We start from the raw sequence: 18,034 nt of genomic DNA, 5'->3' as shown, positions 1-18,034 counted from the left end.
TCTATTCTTGGCTTTCGGTTTTTACCAATGCCGCTTTGCATTGTTTCTTGTACTGATAGGCACTTTGTTTTCCCCAGCTTGGCGCAATGGAGGAGGCTGGTTTTTCTGATTCGAATAGCACAATGGATTGGTCTACTAGCGCACAAGCATCGTCTACTCCTGTACCAAAAAACTCAGCCGTTCCATACAACATCTGACCCATGAATAGATTTGCTCTGGGATTGTTGGGATCTAGTTTTAGGGATTGATTGAAATCGGCCATGATCTTAGGAGACAAACTTTGGCCTCTTGTGGCTGGGTCTACGCCGATCTTGATCATGTTGACAAATCCTCGCAGTGCTATGATTTCGGAGTTGTTTTCTGACAGGTCACCTGCTTTGCTCAGTGCCGTGAGCGCCTGATCTAGTGCGGCATCTTTTATTTGCAGGTCGTTTATTTTAAAAGCCTTGAAAGTATGCGTGAGTGCAGCATAATAATAGGGTTCCCACTGGTTGCCTTCTGCCTGTCCGATGCGGTCAAATTTATTGGCCATCGGATCATAGTCCGTCAGGGTCTCAGCTTGGTAAAGACTAGCAATGCTAGCCTCCATGGTTTGTATGTATTTTTTACTCTGGGCTTGAGTCAGGGTAGCGTATACCGTGAGGATGATAAGGAGTTGGATGGACTTCATGGTTTTGATTTTAAAAGTTGAATGATCGATTATTTGATGTTGATTTCTATTTGTTTGTTGTCTGAGATTTCAAACGTGCACTCATCGAAGTCGGCAGGGCCGAATAGGCCTCGGGCGTCGTTGGAAAACCCGTAGGCCTCCATGGGAATACCAAAAGCACCCGTGTCGAGTTTGTCATTGCTATTTTTGTCGTGATATACGGATACGGCATAGGTGCCTTTGGGCAGGCCGTCGAAGGTAAGCGATACAGAGGGGGTAGTTTTTACTGCTACTCTTTGGCTTTGACCGCTTTTGAGCCAGTTTCCTTCGGAGTCGAAAAGGCTGACCGTTAGTATACCTTCGGTACTTTCAATGTTGTTGACGACGATGGTCAATTGATGATCTGGGTTATTAGCGAATAGCGAAACAGTAGCTACTATGATTCCCAAGAGGGTTAAAAATGACTTTTTCATATCTGTATGGTTTGATGTTTTTTTTGGATTAAAGATTTTCTAGATTGTTCTTGTTCTTATCTTTTGTGAGGGTGATGAATATGCCCACGAAGTAGAACCTTTTGGCGGGTTGCCCGATGGGTTGGGAGGCATAGACGCCATTGAGGTCTGGGTTGTCCGCATATTGATAGCCAAATACATTGTCGCGCCCCAGCAGGTTACTCACCGACGAGTACAGGATGATATGAGGTCTAAACAAGTAGGCAAAGTTGAAGCTCAGGTCTGAGTAAGCGCTGGTTTTACTTTCATTAAACCCATCCTTATTAGGATCTTCATACGGACGGCCATTGTTGTAGGAATATGAGGCGCCGATTTGCGTGCGAATGTCTGGGATGAAGTGCTTGTAGACTACTGAGAAGTTGTGCCCCGCGGCAAACGTAGGGTTTGCTTGAGAAGGGTAATCTCTATAATCTCTTTCAGTATCGATATAGGAGTAGGATATCCAATAGTCTACGTTTTTGAGTGTTTTGCTATCGCGCCAAAAGAGGTCTATACCACGCGCATATCCGCCACCTGTATTTGTGAATTTGGCAGGATTGTATGGGTCGTTGGTTGCGAATTTTACAAGGTCATCATATTTTTTGTAATAAATCTCAGAGCGAAAAGTTCTGCCGTTTTGGATGGTCTGGTAGCTCATCATGTAGTGATCGGCCCGCTCGAAGCTCATCTGTTGTGATCGGAGCAGTAGGTCGCCAGTGGGCAATTGGTGAAATTGGCCATAAGCCCAAGAGAGCTGTGCGTTTTCTCCAGTCTTGAGCGCCATAGATAGTCGGGGAGAGAGTGCGTCTTCGTCGAATATGGAATAGTAAGAATAGCGCAAGCCTGCACGTAGCGTCAGACTATTGGTCAGGTAGTAATCGGCCTCTGCAAATCCCGCTGACAAGTGATTGTTGTAATCTGATTCGTGTGTGTCAGTGACAAGTGAGGCTTTTTCTTCATGATAGGTACTCATCACTTCTCCGCCTACTCTTACCGACAGGTTATTGATATCTGAGGTGAAGTAGCCTTTGGCATGTGTGCTGTTTTGTGTGTCTTTGACATGGGTTTCGTTGTATATGACATCGCTATACGAGCGGCCATAGGAGGTGCCGAGATAGGCCGTGCTGTTTTTGCCTAGGGCTCTTTTGTAGCTCGTGTTGAGGTAAAAGTTGTTGTTGCTCAGATCTGTATGATCGTCTTCTGGTTGGTTCACACTGGGTTGGTTGACTACAAAGCCACTGTGGTCGTAGTTGGCATAGACTTTTAGCATGTCGTTTTTGCTCAGTTTCTGTCGGAGCATAAATGTGCCACTTTCCGACGTATAGCCATCTTCCCAATCGTAGGCCTGATCGACTAGGCTCATGTATGGGTCCAGATTGGTGTAGTTGATCTGACCGTAGATAGAGCCGTTGTCCCACTTTTGTGTGTGAGAAGCGTCTACGCCTACCGTCATCAGCGAGAAGTCTGTTCGGGTTTCATCAGCGATATCGTTGGAGTTGAGCGACAAGACCGAGGAGAGGGCTTGTCCGTATTCGGCAGAATAGCCTCCAGTGCTAAAGAAGGTGCCTTTGAATAGAAAAGGAGAGAAGCGGCTTCGTGAAGGTACGTTGTTGGGGGTGGGGGTGTAGAAGCTGTGTACCAAGATGCCGTCTATGAAAGCCTGAGTTTCGGCGGCAGTACCACCACGTACGAATAGTTTGCCAGATTCTCCATTGGTGGACGTACCAGGGAGTTTGCTGAGCGCGCCGGGTATGTCTGCGAGGGCACCGGCGGTCATGGCGATGTCGAGCGGTTTGAGTACTACCGCTTTTTTCTCATCACTGGCTTCAAAACTGCCCGCTGTGATGGTGATACCAGAGAGACGGTTCACTTCTTCTTTCAATTCAATGTTTAGCGTGATGGGTTTTGATAGGTCAACCGCTTCTTCATGTTTTTTGTATCCTATAAAACTGGCTATGATCGTCTGTGTGCCTTTTTCGAAGGTATCGAACGAGTAGTATCCGTAGAGGTCTGTAGTGGCGCCGTCGTAGGTGTCTTGGATGAACACATTGACACCTGGCAGGCCTTCGCCACTAGGGTCGGTGACTTTTCCTTTGATGGTCGTGGCTTCGGTGAGTAGTGAAGCGAGTATGAGTGTGAGCGTAAGAATCGATTTGGTCATCTGAGTTTTTATTTTTTGATGACTCAAAACTCAGCATTGGCGCAAGCAATAAGAATAGGAAATCGGTAAGTCGGGGTTTGATGAGGATGAGTTGGGGAATAAGGGAGCTCAGTCGGAATGGCGATTGGAGGAAGTCGGAAGAATCCAGTTTCGCCGATTGGCAATATGGTGAAAAGTGGGGCGTGGAGGTTACTTCGACGCATACCTGCCATAACCAACCTAAAACCCATGAGTGAAAATACAAAGTCCGAGATCAATTCAAACTGTATTTCATGACTTTCGCTACTGTGGGGTGGGTGATGTGTTCACTCGTTAGGTTTCATGCCGTGACGCAGAATAACCCTCCGCACATTTTAGCACATTTGGTTTTTGCTCGCACACAAATCCAACTCCAAAAAATCAAAAGAGCTAAAATCTCTCCACTCGCCACACGAGGCAAGTAGTGATATTAATACTCATTTGGTGAGACATTGAAATATAATCCCTATTTTGGCTGACTGAAACGATAGTTCGACCTGACCTATTGAAAATGATAATAACAGGTCAATAAATAATTCAAAAATGAACCGAATTAAAGAGGTTTTAGAGCAGAAAGGAATAAAGCAGATTTGGTTGGCTGAGCAGATGGGAAAGAGTTACAACATGGTGAACTCTTACGCTCAAAACAGACGGCAGCCAAGTTTGGAAGACCTATACAAGATTGCAGAAATCTTAAATGTAGAAGTCGCAGCATTACTCATTGAAAGAAACATCCAAGGTAAAAACGATGAGAAATAAAGAAAAAAGCATTTTGGATTTCAATCTGACCATCTAAAAACCAATACCTACAGATTAAAAGCATTATAAAATATGGACGGAGCAAGTCTAACACCAGAACAAGAAAAACTAAATGCCTTAAAGCAAATTTTACCCGAAGCATTTAGTGAGGGGAAAATTGATTGGGAAAAACTAAAAGCCACGCTAGGTGAGGACATCAACTTTGCCAACGAACGCTATGTGCTGAACTGGGCTGGAAAAAGCGATGCTTTTAAGGTACTGCAAACCCCAACCACAAAAACATTAATTCCAGCCAAAGGTGAAAGCGTAAACTTTGACGAAACAGAAAACATTTTCATCGAGGGTGAAAACCTAGAAGTGCTGAAAGTGCTGCAAAAAAGCTACTTCGGTAAAGTGAAAATGATTTATATAGACCCTCCTTACAACACAGGAAACGATTCTTTTATTTATCCTGATAAATTTTCAGAAAGTAAAGCCGACTATGAGAAGCGTGTAGGCGACAAAGACGAAGAAGGCTACATGACCAAAGACGGCATGTTCAAAAAAAACAGTAAAGAAAACGGACAATACCACAGCAACTGGCTCAATATGATGATGCCACGTTTGTATTTGGCTAAAAATCTACTGCGACAAGACGGAGTGATTTTCGTTTCGATCGACGATAACGAAGTGCATAACCTTCGCTTATTGATGAATGAGATATTTGGAGAGGAGAATTTTGTTGAATCCATTATTTGGAAAAAAAGGTATGGAGGTGGAGCAAAGGAAAAATATTTAGTTAATCTGCATGAATACATTCTTATGTTTTCAAAAGGCAAGGACAATCTTGACCCCATTTTTGTAAGTAACAATCAGGAATTTATTGATAAGTATTATACAAAAAAGGACGAAAAATTTGTCGAAAGAGGCCCCTATAGACTTCAACCTTTGGAAGCGGCAAAGAGCATGGGGGAAAGGAAAAATCTTGTCTATGATATTCCTGGGCCGAAAGGAGTCACTATTAGTCCGAAAAGACAGTGGCTTTGGTCAAAGGAAAGAACATTGAAAGCCCTCGGAAAGAATGAACTAGATTTTAATCAAGATAAAAATGGAGATTGGACTGTTAACATCAAACAATATTTACGGGATGAGAATGGTAAAGAAAAGGAACTAAAAGTCACCTCTGTAATTGATGGAATCTACACACAACATGGTACCAAAGAAATAGAAAATCTGTTTGATACAGTAGATTATTTCCCATACCCGAAACCTAGTTCTGTCATTCGCCAATTATCAGAATTCTCAACAGATACAGATGATATTGTTCTGGACTTCTTTGCAGGTTCAGGCACCACCGCCCACGCAGTAATGGATCTAAACAAGGAAGACTGTGGCAACAGAAAATACATTTGTATCCAGCTTCCCGAACTAACAGAAGAAAAAACTGAGGCTTACAAAGCAGGTTACAAAACCATAGCCGACATCTCCAAAGAGCGCATCCGCAGGGCGGGAAAGAAAATCAACGAGGATTTAAGAATGATGATTGTGGATTTGGAATTGCAGATTAAGAAACTTGAATTTGAGCTCCCAACGGATGAAACACTAGCAGAAATTCAAAATCTAAAATCCAAAATCACCAATCTACAATCTCAAGACACAGGTTTCAAAGTTTTAAAATTGGACGACAGCAACTTCAAACAATGGCAACAGATAGAAGGTAAGGATGCCAAAGTATTGGAAGAGCAAATGAAGTTGTTTATTGATCCTGTTTCGGCATCAGCCACTACCGAGAACATGGTGTACGAGCTATTGCTAAAAAGTGGTAAGGACTTGAATAGTAAGATTGAATCCAATGACGGATACTATTTAATCAACGGCAATGAACTGGCATTGATTTTAGAAAAAGTAGATCAATCCATTGTGACAGAAGTGATGAGTGAATCTCCAAAAAAGGTGATTGCTTTAGATAAGCTATTCAAAGGCAATGACCAACTCAAAACCAATACAGTGCTGCAGATGAAGGATGCGGGTATTGAGTTTAAAACCATCTGATTTGTGAATGATGATTTAGGAATTGGGAATTGGTTCTAAAAAATGAAGCTCTATGAGTAAACAAGTCAAAAAAATAGAGGTAGAAGAAAAAATCATTTCTATTACCAGTCATAATGAAAATGATTATATCTGCCTTACAGATATGGTGCGAGGGGAGGAAGGAAATGACCATATCCGCAACTGGATGCGCAACCGCAATACCGTTGAATTTTTAGGTATTTGGGAGCAGTTGTATAATCCACATTTTAAAGGTGTCGAATTCGACAGGTTTAAAAAAGAAGCGGGTTTGAACTCATTTAACCTAACACCAAAAAAATGGGTAGAATCGACCAATGCCATAGGAGTTATTTCAAAAAGCGGGAGATATGGCGGCACTTATGCTCACAAGGATATTGCTTTTGAATTTGGCGCTTGGATCAGTCCTATGTTCAAGTTGTTACTCATTAAAGAGTTTCAGCGACTCAAGGAAATTGAAACCAATCAATACAACTTAGAGTGGAATGTGAAACGCGTATTGAGCAAGGTCAATTACACCATTCAGACAGATGCTGTTAAGGATTACATTTTGCCCCAATCAAACCTAACTAAAGAAACAGAATGGTTGGCTTATGCTGAGGAAGCTGATGTTTTAAATGTCGCCCTATTTGGTTGCACAGCCAAACAATGGAGAGAAGCAAATCCCCAATTGACATTGGAGGGAAAAAATCTTCGAGATATAGCGAGTATCAATGAATTAGCCATCTTATCTAATTTAGAATCGGCCAATGCAGATATGATTCGTGAAGGAGTGAGTAAAAAAGAACGCTTCGATAAACTCTATAAAATTGCACGATACCAAAAGGAGATTTTAGACAAGCAAGATTTTTTGAAATCACTCAAAAAAACATCCGATGATATATACCTAAAGGAATGATGATTTTTGATTTTGGAATATTGATTTAGGAGATATGAATAAGACTGACTTACAACATAGAACCAAGAAATTTGCTTTAGAAATAATAAAGCTCGCCGAACACTTACCCAATAATAGAGTGGGTTGGACTTTTACTGACCAAATAGTGCGTTCGCCCACTTCGGTCGCTGCAAATTACAGAGCAGTCTGTAGAGCTAAAAGTGACAAGGATTTTGGATTGAAGGATTCGAAAATTGAATCAAATGAGTTGGTTTCAATATTTGTAGCTTCAGCAAAAACAGTAAAATCCCGACTAAATCAGCAATCAAAAATCAGCAATTAAAAAATAAAACAGTGAAGTTAACCTTTGAATCCAATCTGCAATACCAGCAAGATGCCACCAAATCCATTACGGATTTATTTGAGGGGCAACCTTTAGAAGATTCTATTGTGGAGTTTAACCTAAAAGAAAAGCAAGCCTCTTTAATACAAGGCGTAAGCAACAACCTTGTACTATCGGAAGAACAAATCCTTTCCAATCTTCAATCCATTCAGAAAGATAACGATATCACGGTTTCAAATGAGCTTGATGGTATGCACTTTTCTGTGGAGATGGAAACGGGAACAGGAAAAACATACGTCTATCTCAGAAGCATCTATGAACTGAATAAACTCTACGGATTTAAAAAGTTTGTAATCGTAGTTCCCTCAGTAGCCATTCGGGAAGGGGTACTTAAAAACCTGGAAATCACACACGAGCATTTTCAGACTCTGTATGACAATGTACCAGTCAACTTTCAGGTGTACGACAGTACCAAAGTCTCTACTTTAAGAGGTTTTGCAACCACTAACAACATTGAAGTGTTGGTCATTAACATTGATTCTTTCGCCAAAGACGAAAACATTATCAATAAGGCAAATGACAAACTGAATGGACAAAAGCCGGTGGAATTCATTCAGGCCACCCATCCGATTGTAATAGTAGACGAGCCGCAAAATATGGAAACAGAAAAGCGTATTGCAGCCATCGAAAATTTAAAATCACTTTGTACACTCCGCTATTCAGCAACTCATAGAAATCAATACAACTTAACCTACAATTTAAACCCTGTAAAAGCTTACGATTTGGGTTTGGTAAAACAAATAGAGGTCGATTCTATTATTGAAGAAAATGCCTATAACGATGCATTTGTTTCGGTGGAATCCATCACCGCCACAAAAACAAAAGTAACTGCCAAGATCTCTATCAATAGCAATGAAAATGGAGGTGTAAAAAAGAAAACACTCACTGTAAAGGTTGGTGATGATTTGTATAAGCTTTCTAACGAAAGGGAAATCTATGCAGATGGCTATATCATTGAAGAAATTGATGCTGCAAACCAATGTATTTCTATTTCAAATGGAAACTTGCTTTACAAAGGCGATAGCCAAGGCGGATTGACCGATGAAGTAATGAAATTTCAAATCCGTAAAACGGTTGAAGAACATTTAAAAAAGGAAAAACGTCTGAACAAGCTAGGCATTAAAGTTTTGTCCCTGTTCTTTATTGATAAGGTAGCTAATTACCGTTCGTATGATGCCGCAGGAAACCCAATCAAAGGAAAATTTGCCGAGTGGTTTGAAGAAATCTATCAAGAGTACATTTCAAAACCTGCTTTTAAAGAATTGGACAAATTTTCAATAGAAGAAACCCACAACGGTTATTTTTCACAGGATAAAAAAGGAGCATTCAAAGACACTTCTGGTGAAACGAAAGCTGATGATGATACCTATAGTCTTATCATGAAAGACAAGGAGAAGCTATTGAATTTAGATAATTCTCTTCGTTTCATTTTTTCACATTCGGCTTTGCGTGAAGGTTGGGACAATCCAAATGTATTTCAGATTTGCACCTTGAATGAAACAAAATCAGATATTAAAAAACGTCAAGAAATTGGTAGGGGTTTGCGTTTGGCAGTTGACCAAACAGGAACACGTACCTATGACCAAAACATAAACCGATTGACAGTTATAGCCAATGAATCGTATGATGATTTTGCAAAAGCACTGCAAAAAGAAATTGAAGACGATTGTGGTGTGGAATTTAAAGGCAGAATAAAAAGTAAAAGAGAACGAACGGCAATCAAATACCGCAAGGGATTTGAAGCCGATCCAAAATTCTTAGAGATTTGGGAGAACCTCAAAAAGAAAACAACCTATCGGGTTGACTATAAAACGGACGAATTAATTGTTCTGGCAGCAAAAGCTATTAAAGATTTACCCGAAATCAAGGCTCCTTCTATCCGTTCAACCAAAGTGCAAATCAGCATGACTGATGAAGGTGTAGATACCATGTATGCAGGTGATAAAGTAGAATCATATGGTGGCTACTCCTGGAAAATACCTGATGTGTTAGGTTACATTCAAAGCAAAACAGAATTGACCCGTTCCACTATTCAAGAAATTTTAAGTAAGTCGGACAGAATCGGAGATATTTTAACCAATCCTCAGTTGTTCTTGGACTTATCTACCCAAGCCATTAAGCGAACGCTTTATGATTTGATGATTGATGGAATCAAGTATCAAAAAATTGGACGGTCCGACGTTTCGGGTTCTGAATATGAAATGGCTTTGTTTGAAGCACAGGAACTAGAAGTATATCTCAACGAATTTTCCTTTAAAGTAGCGGATGCCTCTAAAACTATTTATGAAGAGTATGTTCCTTTAGATTCTGGCGTTGAAAGCAAATTTGCTCAAGACTGTGAAACTAGCGACCAAATAAAATTCTATTTCAAACTGCCTAATTGGTTTAAGATTCCCACTCCTATCGGCAATTACAATCCTGATTGGGCATTGGTGTTTGAAGATGACAAGAAAATCTACTTTGTAGCTGAAACCAAAGACACAGGAACTCCACAAGTGGATTTGTCTAAACTAACAGGAGACGAACAAATGAAAATAAAATGTGGCTTAGCTCATTTCAACGAGTTTGAAACATTGGAGTACAAAGTGGTAAATAAAGTAGGACAGCTGATTGAGTGATGCCAGCCCTTCATAGTCATACACATAGCCAAGTCGCTCATGACAGCCGCACAAACCAAAACTTGTCAAAGAGTATAACTGCCCAACGTACGGAGCTACCCAGAACGGAAAACACGAAAACCTAACCAAATGTATAATGAATGCGCTTATGAGCTATTTTCAACTTTTTCTGCAATTCGATCTTTAGTGATAACGGGAAGTGCAGTCACACTCACCACACATAGGCGTTGGTATTACAAGGATATTTTATTGGACAGCATTCGTTATTGCGGAAGAAAGAGTTTGTTGGAAATGAAGTGGATTGAATAATTATAAAAAGGCTAAATCTCTAGTATTTGCTGATCGAAAAGCTCGCGATCACCTTTGGTGCGGTTTTTTATCTGAGCACGATAGTTATAGATGGTATTTACGGAGTATCTGAGCAATCGTGCGATTTTAGCACTATCGGTGATGCCAAGCCTTGTTAGAGCCAAAATGCGCAATTCGGTATTGAGTAGCTCATCTCCTTTCAACTCTATTTGCTCTGTAGGTTTGAGGAGGTTGTTGATTTCGGCTACAAAAGAGGGATATATGGCAAGAAAGGATTGATCGAAGGTTCGGTAAAATTCCTTTTGTTCATTTTCGATGAGCCGATTCGATTTGGTCAATTCGAAAAGCTCCGCGATTCTTTTGTTTGCCAGGTCTTTATGTACCATTTTCCGGTAGTTGTCTAGTTTTTCGATGTACTTCGAACAGATCTCTAGAAAGTGCCCAATGTATTGCTCTTTGATATGGTTGGTCTGCGTCAATGAAGTGTTCGTTTTGCTTAGCTCCAGATTAGAGTTTTTCAAAGTAGCATAAGCTTGTTTGAGCTCATTTCTGGTGACCGACAGTTTTTTGATGTGTATAAAAATAAACACCAGTGCTATGAGAAGCATCAAGGCCAGACAGGTAGAGACGAGGCTAAATATCCTGAGATTATTTTTCTGATCTCTGATTAATTGCTGGTAAGCCTCGTTGATGATCGGCAATGACTCGGATAAGTGCAGAAATCTAAATTTTGAATTGTAAAAACGAGCGTCCTCCATAGTGAAGTTGATGTACCTATTGGCTCGGTCTAGTTGGTTTTTATAATACAGGATGATGGCCAGTTCGCTCAAGGCTGCGTTGTTTTTTCGGGACAGCTCGATGTCTCGAATGGCAGTCATGATGAGATATTTTTCCGACAACTCAGGTTGGTTGAGTTGTCGCAGTAGCTTGGCTCGGTAAAACATGATTTGTGGATAGTAGTCTGACTTGGGGTCAATCTGCCCCATGCGAATGGAGTTGATTTCAAGGCTTTTTTCAAACACCCCGTCTTTGAAGTATTGGAGTTCTTGGATATCCAAATACGGTCCAGAATCTACAGGAGTAGTCAGCAACAAGGAGTCGTAGTATTGGCGCGACAGTTTTTGATAATGTGACTTGGGTACATTGGCCGTGCTTTGGGCATGTAGCCGAGTGTATGCGTCGTAGTGCAGTCTATAGTAGTTGTAAAGCAATTCTTTGGGAATATCAAATCGGTCAATAGAATCGATGATATTAAAAGCTTCCATTTCCCTACCAGAGTTTATCAACTTCCTAGCCATCGAAATACTAGATGCCAATATCAAATGCTGGTTGTTTAGCTCTTGGCCTATGCTCAGGTTGTTTTCGAGGTATTTCAGGGTGGAATCAAAATTATAGGAGTGATATTCGGCAATGATTTTATTATTGATCTCATACCTGTTTTCGGGAGATAAATCAGAGGCCATGAGCAATTTATAATTGCTTATTTTTTTTTCTTTTAACCAATCATAGTCCTTGCGGTTGAGCATGGCCTCATCCAATGCCGTGTACAGCGAATCTACATCCGTAGTCGTATTTGGATCGACAGCACTCGTGAAAGACAAGAAAGTCAAAGCGTAATAAAGCAGCATCATATTGGGCAAAATATAGCACACATAATTCAAATGCTAATCCTGTTTGATTTTTAACATTATTTTAATTTTAGTTCGAATACCGAAAACGTTTTCCTGCAATATGGCGCCTATTGGTGTCGTGTTCCATTCACTTTTAGTCCACTTGCGCTGGTGAATTTAAATTCGTTAAGTATCATATTTTCAGTGTGTTAGTTTGATAGTTGCCTGAAATATATCCACTTTATTCCCTTCTGGATATTAGTTGTGTGTTGGGGGCTCTTACTTTTGTTCAGAGGTTGAATGGCTACTTGTAAGCTGATGATGGTATACTGTCAATATAGTAAAAGATGTGAGCAGGCTGTATCGTTATTGCTAGTGGTGATTAAAGCATAAGAGTAAAATTTAACGATTATAAATAACTAGACTATGAGAAGGATTTTTGTATTGACAGCAGTTGTATCCTTGTTTTTTTCATCTTGTGATAAAACAGAAGATGAACTAAAAGTAAAGGATGAGGTAGTAGTAGATGAAGAACAAGAACAAGAAGAAGAGACGGAAGAGAAAGACGATGAAATAGTGGAAACCGAAGAGGAGGAAACTGAAGTAGTCGACGAAACGGTAGAGGAAAAAGTAGCTAAGTACTTGCCTAGTGCAGGGGTCGATAAAAAATGGGTGCTACAAGAAAATGTATCTAACGAGTTTGACGAAAGTCTAACCTCGGACGCATTTGTGACTGATTGGCAAAATAAATTCTTCAATGGATGGAAAGGCCCAGGAGATACTAGGTACACACCCGAGAGTTCTACGATAGTAGATGGAGAGTTGATATTTACGGCCAAGGTAGTAGGGAGTACGATACAGACCGGATGTATTTCTTCAAAGGAGAAAGTAGGCTACCCGATGTACATGGAAGCGAGAGCGAAAATCAGTAAATCTGTATTGTCTACAGCTGTTTGGATGCTGAGCGATGACTCTACAGAGGAGATCGACAACCTAGAAGCCTACGGCTACGAAGGCCACGATTGGTACGCCAAGCGTTTGCATTTGAGCCATCACGTTTTTATTCGTGACCCATTTCAAGATTATCAGCCTACCTCCGATGCTACGTGGTATTTTGACAATAAGAATACCATCTGGTCAGACGATTACCATGATTATGGTGTACTTTGGATGAGTCCTACAGAGTTGAGCTACTATGTAGACGGCGTTTTGGTGCGGACTGTACCTACCAATGAGATTGATCCTAATAACTTTACCAACGGTAATGGATTGACCAAACCCATGTATATCATACTCAGTCAGGCAGCACAGCCTTGGAGAGAAGGAACTGCTTTTGACGATTTCTTCGAAGAAGAGTCTGTGACGAATAGTGACATGACCAAGACCTATTTTGATTGGGTGAGAGTGTATCAGCCAGAATAAATAGGCAAGAGTATAATAAGAAGTCAATAAGGCCTGAGTTTTCAAGTTCAGGCCTTATTGTTTTGAACTTTATCAGTTGTTGAGTTTTTTCTCAGTTCAGAATGGTTACAAAAATTTAAAATGAGACTTCAAAATCTTACTTTTGGTGAATGTGGGATTTTAGAATGGTAGGATGTGTGGTTAAAAGTGTGCGACTCTCAACGCTTGTGCTTTTGGGTGTGTATGGTTTGGCTACTTCTACCTTTGCATATCAAAATACAGACTCCAATCTCTCGATTCAGAAAGTAGAAGGCATCCCCCAATCTGATATTAGAAATGTATTTAAAGACAGCAAGGGCTTTGTCTGGCTGGCTACTTTAGACGGCTTGTTTCGCTTCGACGGTTATACGTGCAAAAACTATAGGATCAGCCAAGATCCCAATAGTATCAGTAGCAACATGATCGGCAAGATAGGAGAGGATCATTTAGGCAATATTTGGGTGACCACTTTCGGTAAAGGACTATGTAAACTAAATCCAGTCACAGAGGAGTTTACCAGTTATAGGATAGAAAATAGCAGCCCGTTTAAACTCCGAACCAATGATATTTCTGCTTTTTTGCTTGATGGTACTACCCTTTGGGTAGGCAATTGGAAAGAACTCATTCGAGTAAAGCTCGACAGTACCATGTCAGAGATTGTATCTCAAGATCACATTAGTTTGCATAAGTTTAATCCATTGGTCAGCAATCTCAATGTGCAGACCATCTTCAAAGACCGTGAAGGCAAGATCTGGCTTGGGTTGAATGTGAACCTGATTAGAATCAATAACCCTACCTCAGACCTAAATCACCTGAGTTATACCAAAAAGTCAGGTAATGTGTCGGTATTCCAATATTGCGACTCTATACTAGTAGCTGCGGGTGAGTTTGTTTCTGAGGTTCAGACAGACAAACCCTATGAGATTACCTTGTTGCCCATATCATATACATCAGCTTATGCCATGCAGTACGACAATGGTATCATGTGGCTTGGCAATAGGACTGGCGTGTACGCCTTTAAGAAGCAGGAGGACTCATATCAGCAAATCAGTCATTTCACACCTAGTACTGCAGACGGATTGTCGAGTTTTCCAGTGAGTCATTTGTGTACGGATGGTACTAGCGTGTGGGTGGGGACCATAGGAGGTGGCGTTTATCTTGTGTCTCCCAACGATCAATATTTCAAGTATTATAAAAAGACCAATGAAAGTCGCTCGCTTAAGGACGATCACATCAAAGCCATATTTGAAGATAGTAAACAAGACCTGTGGGTGGGCACAGAGCAAGGAGGACTAAATTTTTTAAAAGGAGAGGATAAGTATAACTATGCCGAGGGATTTGGGCAGATTTCGATGGAGAATTACCCAAGGGAGTATAATCGCGTTTATGCCATTGCAGAGCAGTTTACCCCTCGCTCCAAAATCAGGGAGCGGCTGATTTGGTTAGGCACTAGTTTTCCTACCTTTCTTGTCGCGCTAGATCCTAGTACGATGGAGTTGTTGCCACAATCAGACCATATGAAGGGTTTTAGGTTTGTTTTTGCTATTGAAGTACAAAATGATTCTACGCTATGGGCGGGTACTTATGGTGCGGGAATTTGGCGGCTCAAAACAGATGAAGATGGAGCCATCATCCAAAGTCAGCAATTCCAACCAGAGAGCGATGATCCACACTCTATTTCATCTACGATTATTCGAAGTATCTTATATGATCGAGCGGGAAATCTATGGATAGGTACAGACAAAGGGCTGAATTATGTGGCTCAGGAAGAACTCAATAATGACGTGCCCACCTTTCATGTGTTTAGAGAAGGGAAGACCGAAGGCTCGTTGATCAACGAATACATCCTCAAGCTCTTTCAAGCGAGCAATGGAAAGGTATGGATGGGCTCGATGGGAGGGGGGCTTATAGGAGTGGATCAAATGATCGGTAAGGATTCGATCCTATTTAATACCATCACTGTAAAAGACGGCCTGCCTAATAATTCTATCAAATCAATAGAAGAAGATCAGGAGGGCAATCTTTGGCTGAGTTCAAACCAGGGATTGTCTAGGTACAACCCAGTCACTCAGGACATCGTGAACTATGACAAATCTGACGGATTGCAAGGCAGTGATTTTGAAGAGCTGGCCAGTAGTAGGAGGCAAAATGGAGAGCTGCTTTTTGGAGGGATAAATGGCCTCAATACTTTCTATCCAGCGCAGATCAGAAAAGACACCATCAAGCCGAAGTTGTATTTCTCTGAACTCAGCATCCTCAACGAAGTGGTGCAGCCAAGGGTGAAATATCAGAATAATGTAATTCTAAAAAATAGCATCGAGCACACAGACCTCATCGTATTGACCCATGAGCAAAACAGTTTTTCTGTTGCGTTTGCAGGCCTGCATTTCAACTCGCCACAGAAGGTAAAATACCAGTATATCTTAGAGGGGTTTGATAAAACGTGGACAAGAGCCAACGTGGATCATAGAATAGCCAAATACACCAATGTCCCAGCTGGAACGTACACCCTCAAAGTCACCGCGTCCAACAGTGACAATGTAGAAACGGATGAACCCATCCGATTGGCCATCCGAATAAAGCCTCACCCACTTTTGAGTCCCTTGGCCTTTATGATTTATGCTGTGCTTTTTGTTTTGATGATTTATCTATTGTATCGTATTTATAAAAACATAGCACATCGCAAAAAAGAAGTGCTAATCTCTGAAATAGAGAAGAGAAACGCAGAGGAGGCCACGCAGTCCAAGCTTCGATTCTTTACGAATATCTCACACGAATTTCGTACGCCCCTCACGCTGATTTCCATTCCATTAGAAAAATTGCTCAAAGGTGGAAAACTCACCGAAGGCAGCGAAAAAAAGAACCTCAACATCATTAAACACAACTCAGACCTCATGTTGAGATTGGTCAATCAAATCCTGGATTTCAGAAAACTGGAGCAAGACAAAATGCAGCTGAGCTTACAGTCACTCGATATTGTAGCGTTTATCAAAGACATCTTACAAACATTCGAGCCACTGGCCGAACAAAAGCAAATAGATTTAGACTTTCAGCACAATAGAGAAGCGATCTACCTTTCATTTGATCCAGATTGTGTGGAAAAAATCGTGTACAACCTCCTCTCCAATGCCATCAAATTCACACCAAAGGATGGCAAAGTGTCGCTAGAAGTCAATCAGGAAAAAGAAAGGATTTTAATTCAGGTGAGCGATACTGGCATAGGTATCAAGGATAGCGACAAGCCCTACTTGTTTCAGCGATATTTTCATAGAGTCCAGCAAGACAAAATCATGAATAGTGGCACGGGCATTGGCCTTTCGTTGATCAAAGGCCTTGTAGAACTCCACAAGGGAGATATAGAAGTGCAAAGCCAGGAAGGTGTAGGGACTAGGTTTAACATCCATCTGCCCATGACAGGCGATGGCAAAGCGTCGAATTTTGTCGCCATGGAGAGGCAGGAAGATGTAGCGAGTATGCCAGTGATAGAAAGCGAAATCAAGCCTGTACTTGATAGGGGCGAAGAGCATAGGTACACCCTATTGATTGTAGAAGACAATCAAGAATTGAGAGAAATCATCGTTTCTATTTTCAATGAAAAACATGAGGTATTAGAAGCTGAAGATGGAAAAATAGGTTATGACCAATGTTTGAAACACAATCCTGATCTCGTGATTAGCGACATCATGATGCCCAATGTAGATGGCATTCAATTGCTATCCATGATCAAGGACGACGAGAAAATAAGCCATATCCCGATCATGCTCCTTACCGCTAAAAGCACCATCGAAAACCAGATAGAAGGGTTTGCAGCTGGTGCCGATGCGTATGTTTCAAAACCTTTTAATGCCGACGTTTTGTATTCGAATGCTTTGGCGATCATACACAATCGAGAAAGGCTCAGAGGCACTTATGTCAAGGAGATTGAAATCAACCCTATGCTGTTGTCCAACTCTCCCACAGATGTGAGTTTTATTGAAAAAATACTGACCCTGATAGAAGAAAATCTATCAGATGCAGACTTTAATGTAGACAAGATGGCGGAGGCTTATGGGCTGTCGAGAAATCATCTCAACCGTAAGATCAAGGCCCTCACTGGTGAAACGACCATCAACTTTCTCCGAGACATCCGACTCAAGCATGCCGCAGAACTTCTGACGAAAGGAAAGTACAACGTCTCAGAAGTGACCTGGAAAGTAGGCTATACCGATTTGGGTGCGTTTCGTAAGCGCTTCAAAGACAGGTTTGGCGTGAGCCCATCCGACTATATCAAGCAGCAAAAACAATGAGCTGAATTCAGCTCCCTCCCCAAAACAATAACAGTCTCCTGCACCACCATTTTATCATCAGAGTTAGGTCTTGTTAGGGATCAGTCTGTAAAGTTGGGGGATTACTATATTGATAATTGATGTCCAATCAAAAAGCCATCCTTTTATCTTAGGTGACCATACCCATTTTTGCAGTGTTCACATGCGCGAAGGTGCATCTTCACAGACTCTAATCTATTGAATATCAGGCTTCATGCAGCGCATGGTGCAAACGGCTAGCATAATGGTACCATTTAGCACCGCTCTTGATTAATCGTAATAATTACGTTTGAGGCTATTGAAATTTACTAGGCCGGCCAGCTATGTCAAAATGATGACAAGAGAAGCC

Annotated in this window: 12 protein-coding genes; 8 read left to right on the top strand and 4 right to left on the bottom strand. The window is 41.1% G+C overall.

Annotated elements, in window-relative coordinates:
• Position 1: 1 nt before the first annotated feature.
• The 3 genes from N7E81_RS17510 to N7E81_RS17500 are packed head-to-tail and all read right to left on the bottom strand — an operon-like array spanning position 2 to position 3,301.
• Positions 2–670: a tetratricopeptide repeat protein gene (locus tag N7E81_RS17510; RefSeq protein ID WP_263050896.1), complete on the bottom strand. Its 669-nt coding sequence runs from the start codon at positions 668–670 to the stop codon at positions 2–4.
• A gap of 29 nt (positions 671–699) precedes the next feature.
• Positions 700–1,122 (bottom strand): DUF2141 domain-containing protein, encoded by a 423-nt coding sequence (locus N7E81_RS17505; RefSeq protein WP_263050895.1) that lies wholly within the window; start codon positions 1,120–1,122, stop codon positions 700–702.
• A 28-nt stretch (positions 1,123–1,150) separates the two neighbouring features.
• Positions 1,151–3,301 carry a TonB-dependent receptor gene (locus N7E81_RS17500; RefSeq protein WP_263050894.1) on the bottom strand — a complete coding sequence of 717 codons (2,151 nt, stop codon included), beginning with the start codon at positions 3,299–3,301 and terminating at the stop codon, positions 1,151–1,153.
• A 272-nt stretch (positions 3,302–3,573) separates the two neighbouring features.
• Here N7E81_RS17500 and N7E81_RS17495 point away from each other — a divergent pair, with 272 nt between their 5' ends.
• From N7E81_RS17495 to N7E81_RS17470, 6 genes are all read left to right on the top strand, one after another.
• Positions 3,574–3,744: a hypothetical protein gene (locus N7E81_RS17495; protein ID WP_263050893.1), complete on the top strand. Its 171-nt coding sequence runs from the start codon at positions 3,574–3,576 to the stop codon at positions 3,742–3,744.
• Between the two features lie 118 nt (positions 3,745–3,862).
• The gene (locus N7E81_RS17490; RefSeq protein ID WP_263050892.1) at positions 3,863–4,078 is read left to right on the top strand and encodes a helix-turn-helix domain-containing protein; all 216 of its coding nucleotides are present in this window, start codon (positions 3,863–3,865) and stop codon (positions 4,076–4,078) included.
• A 72-nt stretch (positions 4,079–4,150) separates the two neighbouring features.
• A complete protein-coding gene (locus N7E81_RS17485; protein ID WP_263050891.1) occupies positions 4,151–6,109 on the top strand; it encodes a site-specific DNA-methyltransferase in 1,959 nt (652 codons plus the stop codon).
• Between the two features lie 52 nt (positions 6,110–6,161).
• Complete coding sequence (locus N7E81_RS17480; protein ID WP_263050890.1) at positions 6,162–7,022, top strand: KilA-N domain-containing protein; 861 nt, start codon at positions 6,162–6,164, stop codon at positions 7,020–7,022.
• 34 nt (positions 7,023–7,056) lie between these two features.
• A complete protein-coding gene (locus tag N7E81_RS19420; protein WP_263050889.1) occupies positions 7,057–7,344 on the top strand; it encodes a four helix bundle protein in 288 nt (95 codons plus the stop codon).
• Positions 7,345–7,355: 11 nt separating this feature from the next.
• On the top strand, positions 7,356–10,022 hold the full coding sequence (locus N7E81_RS17470) for a restriction endonuclease (protein ID WP_317624054.1): 2,667 nt from the start codon (positions 7,356–7,358) through the stop codon (positions 10,020–10,022).
• A 320-nt stretch (positions 10,023–10,342) separates the two neighbouring features.
• Here the strand turns inward: N7E81_RS17470 and N7E81_RS17465 are convergent, their stop codons facing one another.
• Complete coding sequence (locus tag N7E81_RS17465) at positions 10,343–11,962, bottom strand: DUF6377 domain-containing protein (protein WP_263050888.1); 1,620 nt, start codon at positions 11,960–11,962, stop codon at positions 10,343–10,345.
• A gap of 405 nt (positions 11,963–12,367) precedes the next feature.
• Between N7E81_RS17465 and N7E81_RS17460 the strand changes: the two genes are divergently transcribed.
• Together N7E81_RS17460 and N7E81_RS17455 are read left to right on the top strand one after the other, a co-directional pair.
• Entirely contained in the window at positions 12,368–13,363 is a 996-nt protein-coding gene (locus N7E81_RS17460; RefSeq protein WP_263050887.1) for a family 16 glycosylhydrolase, read from the top strand.
• Between the two features lie 149 nt (positions 13,364–13,512).
• Positions 13,513–17,667, top strand: coding sequence for a hybrid sensor histidine kinase/response regulator transcription factor (locus N7E81_RS17455; protein ID WP_263050886.1), 4,155 nt, complete (start codon positions 13,513–13,515; stop codon positions 17,665–17,667).
• The last annotated feature ends 367 nt before the right edge of the window (positions 17,668–18,034 follow it).

Origin of the sequence: Reichenbachiella carrageenanivorans (genome assembly GCF_025639805.1) — a bacterium.
GTDB classification, from domain to species: Bacteria; Bacteroidota; Bacteroidia; order Cytophagales; family Cyclobacteriaceae; genus Reichenbachiella; species Reichenbachiella carrageenanivorans.
This window is presented reverse-complemented; position numbering and strand designations above follow the sequence as displayed.